Below are 22,491 nucleotides of genomic sequence, written 5' to 3'. Positions count from 1 at the left end.
CGACAGCCTTCGGGCACGCCGCCGTGGCTAGGCCACCCGCGCGCCCGAAGGCCGTTCACCGCGCCAGGTCAGCGGTCCCAGTGCTCATCGGTGAACCGTTCGCCCTGGTCGCGACCGCCACCGCGGCCGGGGTCGGCGCCCCGGCCCGGGTCGGCGCCGCGCTCCGGGTAGGGCTGGTTCCCGCCGCGCTCGGCATAGCCGCCCTCCTGGTAGCCCCCGGGCTCTCTCTCGGCCCGGCGGGCCCGGTCCGAGGCGTCCGCGCCCGGCTGGGYCGGGTCCTGGCCGCTGACCCGCCTGCCACCGGGATACTCGACGCCCGAGTACTCGCGCTCGCGGTCGATGGTGCGGCCGCGCTCGGCGCCGCGGCCCGTGAAACCGCCCATGGCCGGGCCCCGCTCGCCACCGGCCAGTCGCGCTCCACCGGCATCCTTGCTCGCCTTGACGACGCGCATGGCGAGCAGCGTCATCAGGATCGACGTGATCAGGCCGAGAATCAGGCCGTAGCGCGCGCCCGACGAGATGCCGGGGTAGCCGAGGTAGCTGCCGTACACGCGGGGCAGGGTGATCCAGCGAACGGCGATCAGCACCAGCGCCACGATGCTGGCGGTCGCGATCGCGGTCGGCAGCGGGACCGAGCCGACCCCCGACATCCTGCCGCGGGTTGCCAGGTGCGCCGCGGCGAGCGCCGCGGCGATGACCATCAGCACGACCGGCACCCACGCGAGGGCGCCCGAGTGCCACGCGTTCAGGTTGGAGTGCCAGGTCTGCGGCTGGCCGTACGTGTTGTATCCGCTGTACCGGACGCCGAACCACGGCAAAAAACTGAAGATGAAGCCGAGAATCCCCAGCCCGATGATGCCGAGGTCGAAGTTCTTCAGGCCGCGGCCCTCGCGGGCCGCGAGACCTCGGCTGTCCTGGGCCGCGCGACCGCGGCCGGCCATATTCGCCATTGGCGACACCCTCATTTCTCCCGAGCGACGGACCGGCTGCGGCCAGCTGGCCGCGTGCCGGACGAACCCGTGCGCAGAGAATCCGACTCGCGTGGCCGCCACACCTTGACACGGTGGCCGACGGCCCCGCCAGTCAGGTTTCCGCCAGGTGTCATGGCCCGGTCCGGGCACTCACGGCGGCCCACAGTCCCGATTTAATGATCTTTACCAGTTCTTGCCGGGATGGCCGACACTGTGCGGGGTTCGCCCGGTGGCACCGGGTCTAGGGTCGGCCAGGTAAGCCGACGACCCCTGGAGACATCGTGAACGTACGTCAGGCACAGAGACTTCGTGACGTCACGACGAAACGGGTAGCAGTCGTGAGACAGAACCTCCCCGGGTTCCTCCGGTCGGAAACCAAGTCCGCCTTTGTGGACGCCGGTGTCCTGCGGTATCTGCGGGCGCACAGCTCCACGCCGGACAAGGTCCGCGCCGATCTCGCCGAGACGACGGCGGCACTGGGCTCGGCCGCCGAGATGCAGGTCCCCGCCGAGCAGGGCACATTCCTGTCGATCCTCGCGGCGGCGGTGGCACCCCGTTTCGCCATCGAAATCGGCACATTTACCGGTTACTCGTCGCTGTGCATCGCCCGGGGACTGCCCCCCGAGGGGCGGCTGCTCTGCCTGGACATCAACGACGAATGGACCTCGGTCGCCCGGGAGCATTGGAAGAGGGCAGGCGTGGAGGACCGGATCGAGCTGCGGCTCGGCCCGGCGACCGAGACGCTCGCCGCCCTGCCGGCCGAGCCGACGTTCGGCCTCGCGTTCATCGACGCGGACAAGACGTCATATATCACCTACTACGAGCAGCTGATGCCGAGAATGCTGCCCGGCGGGCTGATTCTCGTGGACAACGTCCTGCAGTACGGCGAGGTCGTCCATGAGGACAACACCTACCCAAGCGTCGTGGCGATGCGTCACTTCAACGAGCACGTGGTCGTCGACCCACGCGTCGAGACGGTCATGCTCCCGCTCGCCGACGGCCTGACAATCGCCCGCAAGCTCCCCTGAGCGAACACGTCTACCGGGCGATGTCCGTCCCGGGCCGGTCGGCGACGGACGGTCCGGGTATGGATTGTTCGGCGGCGGGCTCCAGCTCGGCGGCCGACTCCAGCTCGGCGGCCAGCTCCTCCGCCCGGGCCAGGCCGTCGTAACGCAGGAACGAGGGCACCGCGGCCACCAGCGCGGCGAGGCCCGCGAGGCACGCCAACCCGCCGACGAACGTGGCGAGCCCCGGCGAGGTGAAGCCGGCGAACGTGCCGTGCCCGAGGTCACCAAGGCTGGGTCCGGCGGCCACGGACACCATGAAGAGCCCCGCCATCCGGCCGCGCACCGAGTCGGGCGCGGCCACCTGCTGGATCGTGATCCGCAGCACCGCGGACACCGTGTCGGCGGCGCCGGCGATGACCAGCAGGCCGATCGCCAGCGGCAGCGAGCCGGCCAGCCCGAACAGCGCGACCGCGCCGCCCCACACCGCGATGGCCACCGCGACCACCAGGCCCTGGCGGCGCACCCGGGACAGCCAGCCACCGGTCGCCGCGACCAGCGTGCCGCCGACGGACATCGCCGCGTAGAGCACGCCGGTGGTGCGCGGGCCGCCGTGGAACTGGGTGACGGCCATCGAGGCGAACAGCACCCGCGGCATGCCGAAGATCATCGCGTCCAGGTCGACGAGGAACGTCATCAGCAGCACCGGCCGCTGCCACAGCAGCCGGAACCCGTCGACGACGCTCGCCAGCCCCGCCCGGGTGCCGCCGCCCTCCGGGCGCATCGACGGCAGCCGCCAGGTCGCCCAGAGCAGGCCCGCGTAGGAGACGACGTCGACGGCGTAGGCGGCCTTGAAACCGACCGTCGAGACCAGCAGGCCGGCGAGCAGTGGGCCGCCGGTGAGCGCGACCGTCATCGAGAAGCCCTCGAGCGCGCCGACCGCCGGCATCATCTCGGCGGTCAGCAGCCGGGCGGCGAAGGTCCGCCGGATCGGCGAGTCCAGCGCCGACAGCGACGCCTGCAGGCCGATCAGGATGAAAAGCAGCCACACCGGGGCGCCGAACAGCGCCTGCAGGGTGAGCGCCACCGAGGCGAGCATCATCCCGCTGGAGGTCAGCAGCGCCAGCACCCGCCGGTCGGCGGCGTCCGCGATCGTGCCGCCGGCCAGCCCGAAGATCACCAGCGAGACGAAGGTGACGGCACCGACCGCGCCGACGGCGAAGTTCGACCCGGTGTCGGCGTAGATCTGCAGGAGCACGGTGGTGACGACGACCTGGGTGCCGGTCGCGCTGACCACCTCGCCGAGCCAGAACCGGCGAAACGCCGGTGATTCCCGCAGCGGGCGCAGGTCGGCGGTGAACAAACGGCCAAGCCGGCGCGCCCGGGAGCTGGTCTGGTCCTCGGAGCTGGCCTGATCGGCTGAGCCGGCCGCGGCGGCCGCCGCGGCCGGCTCAGCCACGAAGCTGCCTGCCCGGTCCTCGCCCTGGCCCCGCGGTGGCGTGCCGCAGCGCCAGCGCGACGACGTAGGGATCGAGGCGCAGTGCGGTGAAGCCGAAGTGCCGGTAGAAGGCTCTCGCCGGCGCCGTGACGGCGTACGCGAGCAGCAGCGGCGTCCCGGCCGTCCGGTAGACGGTCGCCGCCCGCATGACCGCGTCGCGCAGCAGCCCCGCGCCGACGCCGCGGCCCTGAGCCGTCTCGTCGACCGCGAGCCGACTGATCAGGAGCGCGGGCACCGGGTCCGCCGGCCCGGCGGCCCGGCGCCCCCACCTGCGGGGCGCGGCGGCACGGGCGTGCTCGACCGCGCCGCGGGTGAGGCAGTAGTAGCCGACGGCCCGGCCGCCGTCGGTCACGACGAACGTCGTCACGCCGTCCTCGTGCTGTTCCAGCGCATGGTGGCGCAGCCAGCTGTCGAGGACGTCGTGCCCGCTGCTGAAGCCCCGGACGTCGTGCCCCGCGGTGAGCCTGATCGGCGGGCTCGCCGAGCGAGGGCTCACCGGCCCTCCTCGTCCGGGCCGTCCGCGAGCAGGTCGCGCAACCGCGGCGCCTCGTCCGGCGCCGGCCCGCCGAGCAGCGCGGTCAGTTCCTCCCACGCGGCATCGGTGGCGCCGAACAGCCGGCGGTCGGCCATCGTGTCGGCGGCATAGCGCCGCATCGCCTCGACGGCGAAGTCCTCCAGCGTCGCTCCGAGACTCTCGGTGGCCGAGCGGACCAGCTCCGCCGTCTCGCCCGTCAGCCGCACCACGACCTGCTCGTCCTTGTCGGTTCCACCCACACCCGTCAGTCTGCCTGCTCCTCGTCCCAGACCCACACCCACCCGACACCTCCGCCCCGACCCGCCGGCGTAGGCAGCCGGCGGGCCCACGCCCGGCAGACCACGAGGATCCGACCGGACACAGGCATAACGCGGTTGTCCGGCGAGGTAAGGGCACGTAGCGTCAGTGGAGACGCCGCGGCGGCGGGCACGGTCACGGTTGGTGGGTGACCAGACGGCCGCCCCGCGACGCCGTGACCGGTTGGCTGCCAGGGCAGGGGGCGGTCGGGTGTTCAGGTGGGTGCGGTCCCGGTGGTCCCGGCATGCCGGGTTGGGTATGGGCGCCTTCGGAGCCGGCCTCGGCCCGGACGACGGCGGACTGGTCGAGCTCGACGCCGGCCAGCTCGCGCCTGGCGGGCCCTACGACCTCGGCTTGGCACCGAGCGACGGCGTCCGCCGCCTCGACCTGGGCTCGGTGCTGGTGCCGCTGCTCGACGGGGTCGACTACCGGCTGCGCGTCGACGGCGGGCGGGTGACCGCGGTGGTCGCCCTCGCGGGCCGGTCGGCGATGGAGCTCACGGCGTTGGCGGCACCGAAGAGCCGCGGGGTCTGGGCCGAGATCCGCGCCGAGATCTGCCTCGCCGCGGCGCTGACCAGCCCGGCGGGCGGTCCCGTCGAGGTCGCCGCCGGTCACGGCCGGTTCGGCCCCGAGCTGCGGCTCGTGCCGACGAACCCGGCCACCGCGCCGGACGCGTGGCCGACGCGGACCCCGGGCGACCTCGACGCGGCGCTCACCGGCCGTGATTCGCTCACCGGCCCCGGCCCCGGCCCGCTCTCGGGCTCCGGCCCGTTCCCCGCTCTCGGCGCCGCCCTCGGGCCGGCGGCCCTCTCCGGCCTGGCGGGTCCCGTCCGGTTGGTCGGCATCGACGGGCCGCGGTGGTTCCTGCAGGCGGCGGTCACCGGCCCGGCCGCCGCCCCGCGCGCGGAGTCGCTCATGGACGACGTGCTGCGCGGCACGATCGTGATCCGCGGTGACCGCGCGATGCCGGTGCGGGCGCCGCTCCCCCTGCGGCTGCCGACCGACACCGAGGACCCGGTCGGCCCCGACGACCTCGTCGACCCGATGGCCGTCGCGGACCCGGACGGCCCGCCGCCGCAGGGACGCCACGCGGGCCAGCCGGCGGCGTGGCGAGCCGCCGCGCGCGGCCCGGCGTCGCCGACCGACCTGGAGTCGCTGCGCCCAAGGCCCACCGGCGCGATCAGCGCCGACCCGCGCCGGGTCAGCTACGGGCTCGTCCCGCCGCCGACCGGCGGGCTGAGCCGCAACCTCATGACCTGGGGCTAGCCGGCCTGGGCCTCTCCAGTCGGGTCTGGCTCGGTCTCGTCCTCCCACGGATGCCGCCGGTCCGGCGTGCGCGGCGCCCAGTCCGGCGGGCCCGCGAGCCGGGAGACGCCGGCGGCGGCGAGACCGGAGGCGATCGCGAGGCGGCGCGCGAGCGGGCGGGCCCGCTCGATCTGGTCGCGCTCGTCGACGACCACGCAGGCATGGTCGTCGACCAGCCTGCGCCCGTCGACCCAGACGTCGCGCACCGCCCGCGGTGACGCGCCGTAGACGAGCTGGCCGCACGGGTCGTGCAGCATGGAGACGCAGACCGAGTCCTGCAGCAGCACCAGGTCGGCCCGTTTCCCCGGCTCGAGGCTGCCGACCAGGTCGTCGAGACCCAGCGCCCTGGCGCCGTCGAGGGTCGCCATCCGCAGCACGGTCGGCGCGTCGATCACCGCCGGGTCGACGGCGTGGACCTTCGCCAGCAGCGCCGCCATCTTGACCGCCTGCAGCATGTCCTGGCTGTCGTTGGAGGCCGCGCCGTCGGTGCCGATCCCGACGGCGACGCCGGCGGCTCGCAGCCGGGCCACCGGGCACACCCCGGAACCGAGAATCATGTTCGCGACCGGGTTGTGGGCGATCGCGACCCCGTGGCCGGCGAGGATCTCGACGTCCGCCTCGGTGACCCACACCCCGTGGCCGGCGATGAGCGGCCGCTCGAACATGCCGAGGCGCAGCGCGTGCGGGATCGTCCGCCGGCCCCAGCGGGAGCTGGCGGCGACCAGCTCCTCGCGTACCTCGGCGAGATGGGTGTGCACCGCCCAGTTCCTGGCGCGGCAGGCGTCGACGCCCGCCTCCAGCAGCTCGTCGCTCTGCCCGAGCAGGGTGCCGACGCCGTAGCGGAAGCCGACCGGCGCGCCGCGGGCCGCCGCCAGGGCGACGGCCGCCGCCAGGTCGTCCTGCTCGTCCATGATCCGCTTGACGTCCGCCCAGGGTGACCCAGGCTCAAAGGCGTCCTCGGCGCCGAACGAGACGACGCCGCGCAGGCCGGCGCCAACCAGTCCGTCGACGACGCCGAGGCTCGCGAAATCGTCGCGGTTGCTGTGCACGAACATGTCGTTGACGGTGGTGACGCCGGTCAGCAGCAGCTCGACGGCGCGCAGCAGCGTGCCCTCCCGGGCGTCCTCCTGTGTGAGGACCGAGCCGAGCGGCCCGACGATCCGCTCCCCCCATTCGAACAGCGTCAGCTCCGAGCCCATCCCGGTCGTCAGCGCCTCGGACAGGTGGGTGTGCGCGTTGACGAGACCCGGGATCAGCAGCCCCGTCCCGTCGCCGACGACCGGCACGTCAGGCAGGCCGGCTCGCAGCTCGTCGTAGGCACCGACCGCGACGATCTCGCCGCCGCGGATGTGAACGGCGCCGTCGGCGAGGTCGCCCTCGGGGCCGACGGTGAGCACCCACGCGGCCCGCACCAGCGTCTCCACGCGCTCCGGCAGGCCGTCCGGACGCGGCACCGTGTCGGCCACAGCGCGATTCTCCCATCCGGCGCGGCTTCCCATGCGGCCCGGCCGTGCCACGACCACCCCACAACCAGCCCACATCCCCATGCCCAAACCACACCCCCATCAACGCTCATCAACGTCGACACTCGCGAGCKGGCGGGTCCGCGGCGTGCCGTGGACCATGTGGTCAGCTGTGGAGCGTGGAGGCGCGGCYCGACCGGCAGGAGATCGTCCGGTACTGCCTGGAGTGCGCCCGGCACAGCGTCCTGCTCGCTACCGGCCATGGCTCGCTGTGGGAGTGCGCCGGCTGCGGCACCTGGCTCAGGTGGCCGGCCCAGCCCGCCGTCCCCGACCTGGCAGGCGTCGTGCTCCTCGACCACCGGCGGCCCGGACGGCGCAAGGCGTCCTGAGCGGACTCGCCCGGCTGGCCGCGCTGCGCCTCGACACCGGCGACCTCGCCTCGTTCGACGCCTTCGTCGGTGCGGTTCGGGCGACCCTCACACCGTGGGGCCGCTCGACGCTCGACTACCTGGCCAACAGGTTGAACGCCCTCGTCAGGGCACAGGATGGATTGTGCGTCTCGTTTCACGAGAGTACGGTTCCCGGCACGAGGCAAGGCCGTTTCGACACCGAGTCGGCGGGCCGCGCGGAGTGCGGGGCCGCTGCACGCCTCGGCCGGCGACGGCCCAGCCATGAACGGGGCGTGAGCCCCTGACGCCGGTGGGAGTCCGCATGGCCGTGGCAGGTACAGACGTGGCGAGCGCGGGCATGGGCGCGGCGGTCACGGACGCGGCAGGCACTCACCGCGCGGGCGCCGGCGAGGCGGCCACCAGGACGGTTCGCAGCTTCTGCCGGGTGTGCACCTCGGTCTGTGGAATCCTCGTCGAGACCGCCGGAGACCAGGTCTTACGGGTGCGCGGCGACCGGGACCACCCGATGTCCGCCGGCTACACCTGCCCGAAGGGGCGGGCACTCCCCGACGTGCACCACCACCCCGACCGGTTGGAACGCCCGCTCCTGCGCGACGGCGACGGCTTCCGCCCCACCACCTGGGACGAGTGCCTCGACGACCTTGGCACCCGGGTCCGGGCGATCATCGACGAGCACGGGCCGTCGGCCGTCGGGATCTTCTTCGGCAGCGGCGTCGGGATGGACGCGGCCGGCTACAAGCTGGCGCAGTCCCTGCACCGGGCCATCGGGACGCCGGCGAAGTTCAGCCCGCTGACCATCGACGGCACGGCGAAGGTGCTCATCTCCGACCTCGTCGGCGGGACGCCGGCGCTCGCCGGCCGCCCCGACTACGACACGGCGACGTTCGTCCTGTTCGTCGGCAGCAACCCGGTCGTCTCCCACGGGCACACCGTCGCGATGCCCAACCCGATCGGGACGCTGAAGGCGCTGCGCGACCGCGGTGAGATCTGGGTCGTCGACCCCCGCCACACCGAGACCGCGAAGCTGGCCACCGGCCACCTCGCCCCGCGCCCGGGCACGGACCACGCCGTGCTCGCCTACCTGGTCCGCGAGGTGCTGCGCGACGGCGCGCGCCGCGACGTCCTGGAGAGCCGCTGCGTCGACGCCGACGTGCTCGCCACCGCCGTCGAGCCCTTCACGCTGGCGCACACGGCCGCGGTGTGCGACGTGCCGGCGGACGAGCTGACCGCGCTGCTCGCCGCGGTCCGCCGGGCCGAACGGGTCGCCGTCGAGACGGGCACCGGCGTCACCATGTCGGCGAGCGCGAACGTCACCCAGTGGCTCGGGTGGGCCCTGATGATCATCACCGGATCGATGAACCAGCCGGGCGGCGCCTGGTTCCACCCGGGGTTCGCCAGCCGGCTCGAGAACGTCCAGCTCCCGGTCTCGCCAGCCGACGGCTCGTTCGGCCCCGGGCCGCGCAGCCGTCCCGAGACGCATTCCTTCCTCGGCGAGTGGCCGTGCGCGGTGCTGGCCGATGAGATCGAGGCCGGCAACATCCGCGCCGTGCTGAACCTCGGCGGCCACCTCGTCACCGCCTTCCCGGACACCGAGACGCTGGTGCCGGCGCTGCGCAAGCTCGACGTGTTCGCGACGATCGAGATCATCGCGAACGAGACGACCGCGCTGTCGACGCACGTCCTGCCGACGAAGGACCAGCTCGAGCGGGCCGACATCACCCTCTGGGACAACCTGATGCCGCGGGTGGCCACCCAGTACACGCCGGCGGTCGTCGAACCGGTCGGCGACCGGCGCTCCACCTGGTGGGTGCTCGCCGAGCTGGGCCGCCGCCTCGGCCACGACCTCGCGGCCACCTCCGGCGAGGCGGCCACGGACGGGGCCAGACTGGCGAAGGTCGTCCCCCGTGGCACGTTCGGCGAGGACCTGACGACCCGGCAGTGGGCCGAGACGGACCGGCAGCTACCCGCGCTGTGGGTCGAGCGGCACCTCGACCGGCTCGGCGGCTGGCGCCTCGCGCCCCGGCTGCTCGTCGACCAGCTGGCCGGGCTGACCGAGCCCGCGCCGCTCGTCTTCGTACCGCGGCGGCAGAAGCGGCACCTGAACTCCCAGTTCGACTTCCTTGGCGCCGAGGTCGAGATCCTCGTCCACCCCGACGACGCGGCCACCGCCGGCGTGCGCGACGGCGAGCCGCTGGTCGTCCGCACCGCGCACGGCGAGATCACCGGCATCGCCCGCGTCGACCCGGCGATCCGGCGCGGCGCTGTCTCCATCCCGCACGGCCACCAGTCCGCCAACGTCAACCGCCTCACCGACAGGCTCGACCTCGACCCCGTCACCGGCATGGCCCACTACTCCGGCGTCCCCGTGACCATCAGCCCGGCGTAAGGCCGCGCCAGCCCAGGTCGCCGCCCAGGCCGTGCCGGCGGTCGTCGTGAATCCGACGGGATGTCCGGCTTCGGGCTGGCGGTGTGGCACCGTGACCAGGTGATCTTTGGACGGGCCGCGCGGTCACGGGGGTCCGTGTCCGTGCCAGGGGCGCGGGCCGTCGCCATGGCCGTCACACTCGCGCTCGCCGGCGCCTGCTCGCTGCTCAGGGCCGACGGCCCACCGCCGGAGCTCGTGATCGACGCCGCCTACGCCAGAGTGCTTTCCGGCAGCACGCTCGACGACTTCGACCGGCTGGCCGGAGGGCGGTCGACTCCGCTTGACCCGGCGTCGGCCCGCCTGGTCGGGCCGACGTTCGGCGTGCACCTCGACGCCACGGCGGTCACGACCTCGGTGGACGACGGCCTGCTCTTCGAAAGCCTCGCGCGCCACCTCCACCCGGACGACGTGTCGGCACGGCTGCGCGGCACGCACCGGACCAGCCCCGGCCACGAGCTGGTGCTCGCCCACGTGCCCGTCGGCCAGCACCTGCCGGAGCCGGACCTCGGCTATCCCAGCGACGGGCTCTTCACCGGCTGGCAGGTCATGGTCGACGGCCGGCCCCTCGCCCTCACCGACAACGGCGACCCGCCCTCGCTCGGCACGGGGTCGGTCCTCGCGGTCAGCGTGCCCGTCGGCTCGGACCCCTACCTGTACGCCACCGCCGACGGCCGAACCCAGATGATCAGCATGCGTACCGGCCGGCCACCGGCGGCCTAGCGGCCTGGCGCCAGTCGCGATCTTTACGTTCCGCGGTGCGCGCCGCGTCGGCGCCCAGCCCTAGCAGGCGGCAGCTCTGACGACCTGGGCAGCGACGGTCCTCGCTTGCGACAGATACAACGAAATCGTATAGTCCGAAATCGTGGAGTTCGAATCCGAGCCCTCTGGGTGGTCGGCGCTGCTGGCCTTGCAGCGGGCCACTCATGCCACTCTGCAGGCGCTCTCCGCGCAGCTCGTGGACCTGGACCTGACCGCCTCCGAGATCAACGTGCTGGCGAACCTGGCCGACGGCCGAGGCCGGACCGTGTCCGAGCTCGGCGCGGACGTGGGCACCCGCCCCACCACGCTGACCAGCGTGCTGGACCGCCTGGAACGACGCGGCCACATCACCCGCGGTACCCGCCCCGGAGACCGCCGGGCGGTACTCGTCGAACTCACCTCGTCCGGACGACTGGCCGCCACCGCGATCCGACGGGCCATCGCCGACCTGGAGCACCGAGCGCTCCACAGCCTGCCAGCCGACGCGATCGCCCACCTGCGTGCCGCTCTGCAAGCCCTGGCGGAGGTGCCCCAGTGACCATGCATCCCCCCGACGAGCACGGCGTCACCGCCCCCGACTTCGATGCGTTGATGGCGGAGGCGACGGCGACCACTGAGCAGTTCGGCCACCGGGAACATGTCCATCTGACGTGGCTGGCCGTGCGACGGGTCGGCGTGTCCGCGGCGGTCGGCCTGGTCAGCGATGGTCTCCGGCGCACCGCCCGCCAGGCGGGGGTGCCGCAGAAGTACCACGCGACCATCAGCCGGGCCTGGGTGGAGCTGGTTGGCCACCACGCGGCCGAAGACGGCGAGGGCGACTTCAACGCGTTCGCGAACCACCACCGCGCCCTGCTCGACAAACGCCTCCTGGCCCGTTTCTACCGTCCGGCGACGCTGGCCTCTTCCCAGGCCAGGACCAGCTGGGTCGAACCCGACCTCGCTCCATTCCCGTGGGCTCACCAGGGCTGAGCCGGGCGGTCGGAGCGGACGCCGGGCGGTCGGAGCGGACGCCGGGCAGCGCCGCGGTGTCGCGGCGCGGTCGACAATGGCGTGTGTGCGAATCCGGCGGATCAAGGCGTGTCTGAACGGCGGCCGCGGGCGCTCCGAGCATGCGGCGGTGCCGGTGACCCCGACGGAGCTGGCCGTCGCCGCGGCCGGAGCGGCCGCGGCCGGAGCGGAGGCGGTGCATCTGCACCCGCGCGACGAAGCCGGTGCCGAGTCGCTCGCCGCGGTGGACATCGGGGCGGCGGTGCGTGCCGTGCGCCAGCGCTGCCCGGGGACACAGGTCGGCGTAAGCACCGGCCTGTGGATCGCCGGTGGTGACCCGAAGGTTCGGCTGGCGGCCGTCGGGACGTGGGCGAGGCTGCCGGTCCCCGAGCGGCCGGGGKTCGCGTCCGTGAACGTGAGCGAACCCGGTTTCGAGGCGGTCGTCGAGTCGTTGCTGGCGTCCGGGATCGAGGTCGAGGCGGGCGTCTGGTCGGTCGCCGACGCGGACGCGCTGGCCGCGTCGGGGCTCGCCGGCCGGTGCGTCCGACTGCTGGTGGAGATCATCGATGTTCCGGCGGCCGACGCCGAGAACGCCGCGACGGCCGTCCTTGCCCGGCTCGACGCCCTGGGCGTACCCGGGCCCCGGCTGTTGCACGGTGAGGGCGAGGCCACCTGGCCGCTGGTCGCCCTGGCGGGGCGGCTCGGCCTTGCGACCCGCATCGGGCTGGAGGACACCGTCACAGACCCCGCCGGGCGCCCCGCCGCCGACAACGCCAGTCTTGTTCGCGCCGCCCTGGCGCTCTGGACGTCGCCAGACCCACGTGCATGAACGGAACCTCGTGACCGTCGTTCGCAACGCCGCCGACGATCCCGCCGGATCATGGATCAGCTCATGATCTGGTGGGATCCTCGGCGTCAGAGCGAGGAAATGAAATTACTCAACTGATCGGCGTGATGTGGGTGCCGCCTGAGGCGAGGTCCGCCCGGTCGACGGGCAGAGCGGAACGGCGGCCCGGTTGCTTCTCTCCCGCGTCGTGGCAGGTGCCCGGGAGATCCCGGGCGTCGCGTCAGACGCCAGGGGCACGAAACAGCGCTGGTCTTGACTCTGACGTCTGACACGATTCCCCGTGACGTCGGACAGGATGAGCACGGGCTGCCCGGGCGCCCGGGCGGCGCCCGGCCCGGGCTCCAGACGGGGTTGACTCCGTGATCGCCAAGACGTTCCCAGCATGATTGCGTTCTTGCGTGCCAGGGCAAGGAACCGAAACTATTCAGGTCTCGACGCCGGCGAAGCCGACGCGCGAAGCGTTCCCTTGATCCTGTCGCCAGGCCGTTAGAATATTCGGCACCACGGGAACGCTGCTACCGCCACCGTCCAGCGTCCACCTTCACTGGGCCGTGATCGGTACCGTAGTTGCCCGGTCGCCTTCCACGGAGGCGCCTCGCGCTGCGCGTTGATGCCTTCGTCGTCTCGTAAGACCATCGGCGCTACGGTATGGGGACTGCGTAATCGGTCACGGCGAATGCGCTGTGCGCCGCTGGCCAATGGCTGCTGGAGGCGGGCGATGCGACACGGTGCACCGGGACCGGATGAGTCCACGGAGTTGAAGGCGTACTGGTTCGTGATCCGCAAACCCCGGGTGGTGTGCGACGGCGGCGCCATGCAGATGATCTTGCCAGGCTACTTCGGTGGTCGATCGTGGGCGATACCTGCGCGCCACGTTGCTGTACAGGATCTGTCCGCTACGCCGCCGATGGCAGGGGCTCAGGAGCCGGAGCCGGTGCTTGCCCATGAGTTGATCGTCCCCTACCTGTTCACCACGGGGCCGATGACCAGACCGAACCTGCTGTTGATGTTCACCGAGCCGCAGCGCGTCCCGCCGCTGCGACTCGTGACCGCGCTCGCACCGAACACGGACCTGCCATTCGGTTACCGCTCGACGCGATCGGAGAAGGGAGCGCATGTCGACGGAATTCTTTTGCGGGCCGACAACCCCGCGGCACTGCGTGAGTCCGTTCTCACCGCAGGGGGCAGCGCCCTCGACGATCCGGTCGGCTGGCTATACGAGCACCGTGACACCGTCACGGATGTCGTCGAACAGGCAAGCCTCGCAAGACGGCGGCGCGCGGGACGGCGCATCCAGCTCGCAGCGCTGCTGCTGTTCGTGGCAACATCCATCGGCGGGCCACGGCTCGTCGCTGACGACGGCCCATGGTGGCCCCTGTTCCTCTTCCTGGCCGTGCTGGCTGCATTGTTCGGGTTGGGCGCCTTCGGCCGTCGTCTGGCTCGCTGACCGATGGCGTCCCGCCCGTCGCGGCGATACCTCGACAGCCGCAGATACCGCCAGATCGGTCGCGTGCCCGGCCGGACTGCTGTCCCGGCCAGCGATCGGCGTTGGAGATCGCGGACGGTTGTGGCCATGATCTGGTGGAGTCGTCCGTGCCAGAGCCAGGAAACGAAATTACTCAAAAATCTGCGCGGGGAGCAGGTGACGCCGGCCACTTGAAACCTGCCAGTCAAGACATCCCCATCAGCCGATCATCGCGGCTGCAAGCCAGGCGCTGACGGCTGCGGCGGTCCAGGGCACTGGCCGAATCGCGTGCGACTGGAGCGCCATCGCCTACGCAGCTAGAACGTCATAGCGACGTCTGACCCATGCCTTCTGCATGCTGCTACAAGCAGGCTTTGCGTGGTTGGGAACTTGAGTTGGTTATGTCGGGTCAGCGCATCCGCTAGTGCTGTCAGCGCTGCAGGTGGCGAGGGGTACGCCCGTCCGCCGTGAACTGCGGGACGGGCATGGGGGAACCCACGGGGCGGCGGAACCGCGGGCCGCCCGGGCGCGTCGATTCTGGGAGGCTGACGGTCGGTGGGACGGGAGACCGCATGATCCGGCTACGAAGCCCGCGTGTATGGCCTCTCGGGTATCCCCGAGCCCACCCTGGTCACCGTCCGTCTCGTGGCCCGTTGATCCTCGCGGACCAAACGGTCGGCCAGCGGCGTGTCGGGGGCCAGCGACGCGCGCAGCGCGCCCCTGATGCTGGCGTCGATCCGAGCATGCTTCGCACAGCCCTGCTGGCGGATCCGCGGCGGCCAGTCAGTGCCCGAGTCGCTGCCGGATGGCATTGCGGAGCGCATCAAGGTCAGCGGCCGATCGGCTGACTGAGGCACCACGTGGATCGATGGGACCTCCGACGAACGGGTCGTCGGCGTGCCGTGGGTAGAGATGCAGATGGAGATGGGGCAGGGTGTTGCCGTGAACCTCGTAGTTCATCTTGATCGGCGTGGCGACGGAGGCGACCGCTTCGGCAACGAGCATTGAATCGAGCCAGAACTGGGCCTGTTCGTCGCGGCTGAGTTCGTACGGCTCGTTCACATGCCGGCGAGCAACGACGCAGACATAACCCCGCAGGGGAGCCTGCGGCGGCGCCGTGACCCACACCCCCGTCAACTCGGCAATGACGTGAAGCGGGCCCGACGCACAGATGACGCATCCATGTGGGGTACGCCGCCGTGCCCACTCGTCGGGCCGCGTCCAGAGCATCCCGCCGGTTGGCCCCAGGCCAGAGGGATCAGTCATGCCCCCATCTTCGCCGCGGTAGCAGAGCGACGGGCCGGGCTCCCGACACACGCGGCCGGTCGGCCGCGCGGGGCGAGGACAACCGCCAGTAGCGGTCCGACCAACGCCTTCCCGCGACCCAGCGAGATCATCGAGACCAGAGCGGCGAAACGCAATTACTCACCAGATCAGCGCCAGGCGAGTGTGGCACCGATCACCCAAGCAGGGCCTGGCCACCATCATGAGGGTGATCGCGCGGGCCCCTCTACCGGCTGGCGCCCTTCCCGACAATGTTCGCCCACCCCACCCCCGAAGATCGCCAGTACCGTACCGAAATCCGAACTCCGCATCCCCGTCAGTTCGGATCCGGGCACAGTCCTGACGATCAAGCTCGCGACATGGCGATGCACCGTACCGACCTTGCCTAAGCGGCAGGCCGGCCCGGGCTCCGAACGGGCGACGCTGGGATCGCCAGGCGTTCGCAGAGCAATTKGGTTCTTGCGTGTCAGGACTCCGAAAATCCCACCGGATCACCGCGGCCTCTCCGCGCTGCCGACGCCGGCGACAATCCGTCGCCGCCTGTGGCCGCGGCCCGGCCAGCCCTGATCACCAACGAGCAGTGGACGGCTGGTGGCCGCTGGCCCTGCCGGCGTCAGGACCGGTCGGCCGACCTGAGTGGTGCCGTCCAGTCGATGTCAGCGCCCGTGGTCAGCATGCGGACGAGGTGGAAGGAGCGGCTGCTGATGCGCCAGCCGTCGGCGGTGCGGACGAGGACGTCGTCGTAGCTGCCGATGACGTCGATGAAGGCGTTCGGGTCATCGGGGCGGATCATGAGGACGGCGTGTACGTAGGAGCGGGCGGTCGCCCGGTCGCCGGTCACGTCGATGACCAGGTTCGACAGTTGGTGACGGGTGTCGCCCATGTCCCGGTGCGCCGTGGTCATGTAGTCCGTGATCGCCTCGGCGCCGGACAGGCGCAGCCCGTAGTCCGCCTCCACGTCGTCGGTCCAGCAGGTCCGGAACAGCTTCCAGTCCCGCTGGTCGATTCCGGTCGCGTACCGGATCAGCACCTCGCTGATCTGCGCCTGGTCCTCGCGTAACCCGTCCACTGCCGGCTCTCCTTCGGTTCGTGGGCCCGCTCGCCCGGCCCGTTCGTCCATCGCGTCGGCCCATCACGTTCCGCGAGTCACCGCGCCGGTCGCAACCGATAGCGGGACCGGGGCCAAGGTCGGCGACCCACGTGCGCGAGTGGTGGCGGTCCGCGGTCCGCGGGCCACGGGCCGTCCCGGCCACCCGTCTGGCAACGGCGTGGCCGGGACGACGCGGCGCCGGGTCAKGGCGTGGTCAGCCGCCGACGGCGGGGAGGACCGGGACGCAGATCAGTGGCCTCGGATGCTGGGGGTCCAGCGCGTTCTGGACGTAGCGCAGCGCCACCCGGTCGTAGGCGACCGAGATGTGGTCCGAGCCGTCCAGGAGGCAGCTGTCCTGGAGGGTGATGTTCCGGACGTTCGCGCCGGGCAGGAACGCCGAGGTGTACGGGGTGACGATCTCGTCGTAACGGGTCTCGATCACGGTGTAGCGCACGCCGGGCCGGGTGCCGCCGCCGGCGTTGAGGGCGGTGAGGAACGGCGAGCCGGCGATCTGCTGGGCACATGACTGGCAGATCGACTCGATCGGCCCGGTGAGGCCGAAGACTCCGGCGAGGGTCGCCAGGCCCAGGAGGGTCGTGCCGTGGTTGGAAGGCGCGAGCCCGACCAGGGCGTTGACCTTCGCGTCCCCGCCCAGGTTGTTGATGTAGTAGCGGGGCAGCATCCCGCCCTGGGAGTGGCCGACGATGTCGACCTTCGACGCGCCCGTGGCGGCGAGCACCTGGTCGACGAAGGTGGCGAGCTGCGCGGAGCTCTCCTCGATGGGCCTCGTCCCCTGGAGGTAGTCGGTCGGCGATGCGCCGCCGATGTTCGGGGCGAAGACRCAGTAGCCGTCGTTCTTCAGCAGCGGCGCCAGCGCCTGCCACTCATTGGTCTTGTCCGCCAGCGTTCCGTGGACGAGTACCACAGGTCGTGGGTGCGCGGCGCTGGGCCGGCAGGAGAAGTCGTTCGCGCCGGGAGGGTCGGCGTTCGGGTGCGCCAGCGAGATGGCGACCGCCGCGGGGAAGTTGTAGAGGACCGGGAGGGGCGCCGCGGCCGAGGCGGGGGCGGCCGTCGAGAGAGCGCCGGCCAGCAGGCCGCCCGCCAGCAGGACCGGCAGCGCGGCGAGCGCGATGCCGCGAGTCGGGGCGGTGGGGCGCGCGGTGGGGCGGGTCAACGCGGTGGGGCGGGTTAATCGGTGGCGGAGACGGGTGAGCCGCATGGGACTACCTCCTTGGTGCCGCCGCCGGGTCTGCTCCGTGGACCTGCCGGGCCTGGGTCCGGCGGAGATCGGAGAGGGCGGTGGAGATAGTTACCTACTGGTAGGTAGGAAATGCGACAGAAACCTCGCCGTTACGACTCAGCTCTTGATCGTGGTGACACCACGCGCTAGCAAGGTCCGCGACCAGGTAGACAGCCACGCGACGCGACCACGCCTCGCGTCTCGTGACAAGCCATCGACGGGTTGATGGCACCTCGGTGTCGGCACCAAGGTGCCAAACGGGCCGCGGCTACCCGCTATCCGCCGTCCGGTGGCGGCCACCGCGCCGGGGCTCGGTGGAACGGCACGGACGCGGTTTCCCCACCGCCGACGCCGGCCGCCCAGGGGCTGGTGAGGCGGTGCGGTCCGGTCGACGGGAACGGCGGCCGCTCGTCGTCGACGGGGAGGACCCGCTCGGCGGCGCTGGCCCCGTCGCGGCCGTCGCGGTCGCCATGAACGTCAGGGACGTCAGGGACGCGGCGCGCCCGGCGGCCGACCAGAGCGCCGACGGCCACGGCCGCGAGCAGGACGACGCTGGGCTCGCCCACGGCGCGGAACCTCGTGGTGCCGTAGATCATCGCCGAGGCGACCGACAGCGCCAGCGGCGCCGCCACCAGCGGCAGCACCGGCACCCGGCGTCGGCGCAGCACCACCAGCCCGCCGACCCCGGTGGCGGTCAGGCACCACAGCGACACCGTGGCGATCTCGCTGAGGACGAGCGGGCGCTCCTCGATGACGTCGAGCCTGGCCTGCTGCCACGGCCGGTACACCGCCCAGGTGCGGCCCAGCCGGGCCGCGGCGACGACGGGCAGCCGTTTCTCGTGGCTCCCGATGTAGGCGAACGCGATGTCCTGGTAGAACAGGTCGCTCTCGGACGCCTCCTTCGGCGGGGGCCCGAACGGGTCCGTGCAGGAGAGCATCCACCAGCCGAGCAGGTCGCCGTAGTACGTATCGTCACACTGAGTGACAGCCAGGGTCACGCCGAGGCCGTTCTCGATGTACACCGGATGCTCGAACCGCGACAGGTTGTAGCCCACCCACGGGCCGATCGCCACCGCGCTGGTCGCGGCGGCCAGGCCCAGGTACCCGAAGCGGCGGCGCCAGGACAGCGCAGGTAACCGCAGCAGGAACGGTGTGACCAGGATGAGGGCGAGCAGCGCCAGCTCCGCGCGCGTCAGCATCGTCGCGGCGAGCGCCAGCCCCACCCAGACGACGTCGAGCGGGCGGCGCCGGTCGTAGAGCCGGTAGGTGGCCAGGACGAGCAGGGCGCACGTCAGGATGCCGGGAGTCTCGGACATCACCAGCGGGTCGGGCAGCCACATGCCCGGGTACACGGCGGCGATGGCGGCGGCGACCAGGCCGGTCACCGGGCCCGCGATCCGCCTGCCCGCCAGCCCGACGACCAGCACCGACAKGGCACCGATCCCACACAGGAAGACCTGGTGGTCGGCGAAGCCGCCGCGCCCGAGCACCGACGGGATCGCGAGCAGCATGCTGGTCATCGGCGGATGCTGCGCGTACGGCACGTACTCGCCGTCGTTCAGCAGCGCGCTCGGCAGCGGCCAGCCGCGGCCGTCGGCGAACATGTTCGCCGCGTGGTGGTAGTAGTACGCGTCCCCGGCGATCTTCATCGGGTACAGCCAGTGGAACAGGTACCACAGTCGCACCCCGAGCGCCGCCAGGACGATCAGCGCCAGCACGACCCACCACAGCCGCCGGTTCCCGGTCCGCAGGGGGTCGGTACCCGCGCCGGCCGCGCGCGGATGGGGGCGGGGCGCGTGCCGGCCACGTGGGCGGGCCATGATCACCCGGCGCCGCTGGTCGTCTCCCCCGGCCGGCATCCGTCCCTCCTGAGGACGAATCGGTGGGCACTCGCGCAACGCCATGGCCGCGTATTGGCACGACCAGACCGGACGAATACCCCAGGACGCCGTAATAGTAGGCGATTGGGTACGACCGGCTACACCCGGCCCAACCGGCGGCCGGCCGCGGCCCTCCGGCGGGATCGACCGGCGCGAAGGCTGACCGGGAGCCGGGCCGGGATGGGCCGTCAGCGGGTGGCGCCGACGACGAGCCAGGCGCTGCCGCGAACGCGCAGGCCGAGCGTCGCGGCGCGGGCGGCGAGGAAGCCGCCGGCGAACGCGCCCATGAGCCAGCCGACACCGGTCGCCCCGCTCGGCCGCCACAGCAGGATTGCCTCCGCCAGCCCCGCGAACACGGCCAGGTTGAGCAGACCGGTCCAGGCCAGGTAGCGGTTGTCGCCCGCGCCGATGAGCACGCCGTCGAGCACGAAGACCAGCCCGCCCAGCGGCACGGTGGCGGCGAGCACGAGGACCGCGGGCACGACCAGCTCGGCGACGTCGGCCGCGTTGGTGAAGACCGGGCCGATCACCCAGGCCAGCGCCGCGAGCACGACTCCCAGCACGCCGCCGCCGCCGACGCCCCAGGCGACGCAGCGGCGCAGCACGACGCGCGCGGCGGCCGGGTCGCCGGCACCAAGCCGGTCGCCGACGAGCACCTGGGCGGCGACGGCGAGGGCGTCGAGGGCGAAGCCCGCGGTGAAGAACAGCGTCATCGCGATCTGGAACGCGGCGAGCTCGTTCGAGCCGAGCGCGGTCGCGACATAGGTGACGAGCAACAGGGCCGCGCGCAGGCTCGCCGTGCGCAGCAGCAGCCAGAATCCGGTGTGCGCGCCGCGCAGCACGCCGACCGGCCGGGGCGCCCCGCTCGCCCCGACGCGCCGGGCGTGGCGGGCGACCATCCCCAGGTAGGCGGCGGCCATGCCCCACTGGGCGAGGACCGTGCCCGCGGCGGAGCCCGCTATGCCCCAGCCCGCACCGTAGATGAGGCCGCCGTTGAGCGCGGCGTTGGCCGCGAAGCCCACCCCCGCGACGACGAGCGGGGTGCGGGTGTCGTGCAGGCCGCGCAGCAGCCCGGCCGAGGCGTAGACCAGCAGCATCGCCGGCAGGCCGGCCATCGAGATCCGCAGATAGACGGCCGCCTCGTGCGCCACGAGCGCGTCCGCCCCGAAGGCGCGCGGCAGCGCCGGTGTCAACCACCAGCCGAGCGCGGCGAGGGCCACCCCCAGCGCCGCGGCGAGCCACAACCCGTCGATGCCCGCGGACACGGCGCCGCGCAGGTCGCCCGCACCGCGCAGCCGGGCGACGGTCGGCGTGGTCGCGTAGGCAAGGAAGATCATGAGGCCGACGGCGGTCTGCAGCACCGACGCCGCGAGGCTCAGGCCACCCAGGGCGGAGGCGCCGAGATGGCCGACCATCGCGGTGTCGGCGAGCAGGAACAGTGGCTCGGCCACCAGCGCGCCGAGCGCCGGGGCGGCGAGCACGAGGATCGCTCGGTCGAGGCTCCGGTCCCCTCGCCCCTCGAGGACGCTCACGGAGCCCTCCGACGTCACCACCGCACCTCCGCCCGGCGTCGCCGCCGTTGCCGACGAGGTCCGGGGATCGGGACCCCGGGCCCGCGCACGTCCCGTCGGAGCGGTCTCGGCCGCCGCGGCGGTCCGGCACGCCGCCCGCGAATGTAGCTCCGCTCGCCGGGACGATGCCCGTAATGTCCGTCACCCGGCCAGCGCCGGAGAACGAGATCGCCACCGGCGACAAAAAGTGATATCACTTTAGTGCGGTGGTACGGGCAGCCAGTCCGGCCGGCCGGCCGCCTGACGAAGGGACCACGCGATGCCGGTCGGGTACGTGATTGCCGTGGTCGCGGTCGGGTGCGCGGCGCTGGTCGCGCTCGCTCCGCCGCGACGGCCGCGGAGCCTGGCCATGGTGAGCTACCTGTGGGGCATCGCCTTCACCGAGCTGCCAGGGCTGGCGATCCTCTACCTGCTCGTCACGACACTGGTCGCCTTCGACGCGGGCGACGTCGACTCGGTCGGCGGCTGGGTGACGTTCGCGGCCGCGGTGATGATCGCCTGCGGGCTGGCCGTCGTCGCCTGGCGCGGCACCCGGGCGAGGCCGGCGGTCCAGCGGGCGCTCGACCAGGGCCTGGGCGCGGGCTGGCGCGCCCGGCTCGACGCCGACACCGCGGCCAGGCACCGGCGCCGCCGGTACGCCCGGATCCTGCTCGGCCCGTTCCCCATTCCCGGGCCTGGCATCAGGCGGGTCAAGAACATCCGTTACGGCGATGCGGGCCGGCGCAACCAGCTCGACGTGTATCACGGCCGTTCTCGGCCGGCCGGCGGGCCGGTGCTGATCCACCTTCACGGCGGGCGGTACTCCGGCGGACGCAAGAGCACCCAGTCGCTGCCCCTGCTGCACCGGCTGGCGGGCCAGGGCTGGGTGTGCGTCAGCGCGAACTACCGGCTTCGCCCGGCCGCGGGGCTGCGCGACCACCTGGTCGACGCGAAGAAGCTGATCGCCTGGGCGCGGGAGCACGGCGCCGAGTACGGCGCCAACCCGTCGACGGTCTTCGTGGCCGGCAGCTCCGCCGGGGCGCACCTGATGTCCCTGGCCGCGCTGACCGCCGACGACCCCGCGCACCAGCCCGGCTTCGAGACGGCGGACACCTCGGTCACCGCCGTCGTCTGCCTGGGCGGGTACTACGGCGACTACGGCGCCGACCCGGGCTGGCCGGCGGCCTCCTCGCCCCGGGCCTATGCCCGGCCCGACGCACCGCCGTTCTTCGTGGCGCACGGCGACCGGGACAACATCGTCCCCGTCGCGGCTGCCCGGGAGTTCGTCGCGGAGCTACGCGCCGTGTCGTCGGACCCGGTCGTCTATGCCGAGCTGCCGGGCGGCCAGCACGCGTTCGACCTGTTCCACTCGCCGCGTTTCGAGGCCGTCGTCGACGGGATCGAGGCGTTCGCCGCCTGGGTGCGCTCGCGGGAGAGCACGCCCGCCTAGACCGCCTGGACGGCGGCTCGACCCGCATCCC

20 protein-coding genes are annotated in these 22,491 nt (G+C 72.6%); 10 read left to right on the top strand and 10 right to left on the bottom strand.

The features are described from left to right. Positions 1-68: 68 nt before the first annotated feature. A complete protein-coding gene (locus BCD49_RS19155; RefSeq protein ID WP_158072952.1) occupies positions 69-950 on the bottom strand; it encodes a DUF5336 domain-containing protein in 882 nt (293 codons plus the stop codon). A gap of 359 nt (positions 951-1,309) precedes the next feature. On the opposite strand from BCD49_RS19155, the gene BCD49_RS19150 reads away from it, so the two are divergent. Next, complete coding sequence (locus tag BCD49_RS19150; protein WP_051467436.1) at positions 1,310-1,999, top strand: O-methyltransferase; 690 nt, start codon at positions 1,310-1,312, stop codon at positions 1,997-1,999. Between the two features lie 10 nt (positions 2,000-2,009). On the opposite strand, the gene BCD49_RS40795 is transcribed toward BCD49_RS19150, so the two are convergent. The 3 genes from BCD49_RS40795 to BCD49_RS19135 are packed head-to-tail and all read right to left on the bottom strand — an operon-like array spanning position 2,010 to position 4,247. Beyond that, positions 2,010-3,434, bottom strand: coding sequence for an MFS transporter (locus tag BCD49_RS40795; protein WP_007510677.1), 1,425 nt, complete (start codon positions 3,432-3,434; stop codon positions 2,010-2,012). Beyond that, positions 3,427-3,969, bottom strand: coding sequence for a GNAT family N-acetyltransferase (locus tag BCD49_RS19140; protein ID WP_007510676.1), 543 nt, complete (start codon positions 3,967-3,969; stop codon positions 3,427-3,429). Before BCD49_RS19140 ends, BCD49_RS40795 begins: the two co-directional genes overlap by 8 nt. Next, positions 3,966-4,247 carry a type II toxin-antitoxin system TacA family antitoxin gene (locus BCD49_RS19135; protein WP_035931155.1) on the bottom strand — a complete coding sequence of 94 codons (282 nt, stop codon included), beginning with the start codon at positions 4,245-4,247 and terminating at the stop codon, positions 3,966-3,968. Before BCD49_RS19135 ends, BCD49_RS19140 begins: the two co-directional genes overlap by 4 nt. 316 nt (positions 4,248-4,563) lie before the next feature. On the opposite strand from BCD49_RS19135, the gene BCD49_RS19130 reads away from it, so the two are divergent. Then, entirely contained in the window at positions 4,564-5,571 is a 1,008-nt protein-coding gene (locus tag BCD49_RS19130) for a DUF3710 domain-containing protein (protein WP_051467438.1), read from the top strand. On the opposite strand, the gene BCD49_RS19125 is transcribed toward BCD49_RS19130, so the two are convergent. Then, on the bottom strand, positions 5,568-7,076 hold the full coding sequence (locus BCD49_RS19125; RefSeq protein ID WP_007510673.1) for an amidohydrolase family protein: 1,509 nt from the start codon (positions 7,074-7,076) through the stop codon (positions 5,568-5,570). The two genes, BCD49_RS19130 and BCD49_RS19125, sit on opposite strands and share 4 nt — an antisense overlap. Positions 7,077-7,252: 176 nt before the next feature. Between BCD49_RS19125 and BCD49_RS42315 the strand changes: the two genes are divergently transcribed. The 7 genes from BCD49_RS42315 to BCD49_RS19090 all read left to right on the top strand — a co-directional run bounded on the left by BCD49_RS42315 (position 7,253) and on the right by BCD49_RS19090 (position 13,948). Then, a complete protein-coding gene (locus BCD49_RS42315; RefSeq protein WP_071041741.1) occupies positions 7,253-7,462 on the top strand; it encodes a hypothetical protein in 210 nt (69 codons plus the stop codon). A gap of 322 nt (positions 7,463-7,784) precedes the next feature. Continuing rightward, the gene (locus BCD49_RS19115) at positions 7,785-9,869 is read left to right on the top strand and encodes a molybdopterin-containing oxidoreductase family protein (RefSeq protein WP_007510669.1); all 2,085 of its coding nucleotides are present in this window, start codon (positions 7,785-7,787) and stop codon (positions 9,867-9,869) included. A gap of 141 nt (positions 9,870-10,010) precedes the next feature. Beyond that, a complete protein-coding gene (locus BCD49_RS19110) occupies positions 10,011-10,628 on the top strand; it encodes a hypothetical protein (RefSeq protein ID WP_241832358.1) in 618 nt (205 codons plus the stop codon). A gap of 142 nt (positions 10,629-10,770) precedes the next feature. Further along, positions 10,771-11,205 (top strand): MarR family winged helix-turn-helix transcriptional regulator, encoded by a 435-nt coding sequence (locus BCD49_RS19105; protein ID WP_007510665.1) that lies wholly within the window; start codon positions 10,771-10,773, stop codon positions 11,203-11,205. A gap of 2 nt (positions 11,206-11,207) precedes the next feature. Then, positions 11,208-11,636, top strand: coding sequence for a hypothetical protein (locus tag BCD49_RS19100; RefSeq protein WP_198536239.1), 429 nt, complete (start codon positions 11,208-11,210; stop codon positions 11,634-11,636). Positions 11,637-11,712: 76 nt separating this feature from the next. Then, the gene (locus tag BCD49_RS19095; protein WP_071041740.1) at positions 11,713-12,483 is read left to right on the top strand and encodes a 3-keto-5-aminohexanoate cleavage protein; all 771 of its coding nucleotides are present in this window, start codon (positions 11,713-11,715) and stop codon (positions 12,481-12,483) included. 775 nt (positions 12,484-13,258) lie between these two features. Further along, a complete protein-coding gene (locus tag BCD49_RS19090) occupies positions 13,259-13,948 on the top strand; it encodes a hypothetical protein (RefSeq protein ID WP_232794382.1) in 690 nt (229 codons plus the stop codon). Positions 13,949-14,749: 801 nt separating this feature from the next. On the opposite strand, the gene BCD49_RS40785 is transcribed toward BCD49_RS19090, so the two are convergent. The 5 genes from BCD49_RS40785 to BCD49_RS19065 all read right to left on the bottom strand — a co-directional run bounded on the left by BCD49_RS40785 (position 14,750) and on the right by BCD49_RS19065 (position 20,992). Then, positions 14,750-15,232, bottom strand: a complete 483-nt coding sequence (locus BCD49_RS40785; RefSeq protein WP_083401553.1) for an HIT family protein — start codon at positions 15,230-15,232, stop codon at positions 14,750-14,752. Between the two features lie 631 nt (positions 15,233-15,863). Continuing rightward, positions 15,864-16,319, bottom strand: a complete 456-nt coding sequence (locus tag BCD49_RS19080) for a nuclear transport factor 2 family protein (RefSeq protein WP_007510658.1) — start codon at positions 16,317-16,319, stop codon at positions 15,864-15,866. Between the two features lie 235 nt (positions 16,320-16,554). Next, entirely contained in the window at positions 16,555-17,559 is a 1,005-nt protein-coding gene (locus tag BCD49_RS19075) for an esterase/lipase family protein (RefSeq protein WP_007510655.1), read from the bottom strand. 296 nt (positions 17,560-17,855) lie between these two features. Beyond that, on the bottom strand, positions 17,856-19,439 hold the full coding sequence (locus tag BCD49_RS19070) for an ArnT family glycosyltransferase (RefSeq protein WP_071041739.1): 1,584 nt from the start codon (positions 19,437-19,439) through the stop codon (positions 17,856-17,858). Between the two features lie 209 nt (positions 19,440-19,648). Continuing rightward, a complete protein-coding gene (locus BCD49_RS19065; RefSeq protein WP_027141295.1) occupies positions 19,649-20,992 on the bottom strand; it encodes an MATE family efflux transporter in 1,344 nt (447 codons plus the stop codon). A gap of 298 nt (positions 20,993-21,290) precedes the next feature. Here BCD49_RS19065 and BCD49_RS19060 point away from each other — a divergent pair, with 298 nt between their 5' ends. Continuing rightward, positions 21,291-22,460 carry an alpha/beta hydrolase gene (locus tag BCD49_RS19060; RefSeq protein WP_007510650.1) on the top strand — a complete coding sequence of 390 codons (1,170 nt, stop codon included), beginning with the start codon at positions 21,291-21,293 and terminating at the stop codon, positions 22,458-22,460. Positions 22,461-22,491: the final 31 nt, after the last annotated feature.

The sequence above is a fragment of the Pseudofrankia sp. EUN1h genome (assembly GCF_001854645.1).
Taxonomy (GTDB): domain Bacteria; phylum Actinomycetota; class Actinomycetes; order Frankiales; family Frankiaceae; genus Pseudofrankia; species Pseudofrankia saprophytica.
Note: the sequence above shows the minus strand (reverse complement) of the source record. Positions and strands in the feature narration are given on the sequence as shown.

Coding starts and splice junctions, on each gene's coding strand:
- BCD49_RS19130 (WP_051467438.1), top strand. CDS start 4,564: ATGGGCGCCTTCGGAGCCGGCCTCGGCCCGGACGACGGCGGACTGGTC.
- BCD49_RS19115 (WP_007510669.1), top strand. CDS start 7,785: ATGGCCGTGGCAGGTACAGACGTGGCGAGCGCGGGCATGGGCGCGGCG.
- BCD49_RS19100 (WP_198536239.1), top strand. CDS start 11,208: ATGCATCCCCCCGACGAGCACGGCGTCACCGCCCCCGACTTCGATGCG.
- BCD49_RS40785 (WP_083401553.1), bottom strand. CDS start 15,232: ATGACTGATCCCTCTGGCCTGGGGCCAACCGGCGGGATGCTCTGGACG.
- BCD49_RS19060 (WP_007510650.1), top strand. CDS start 21,291: ATGCCGGTCGGGTACGTGATTGCCGTGGTCGCGGTCGGGTGCGCGGCG.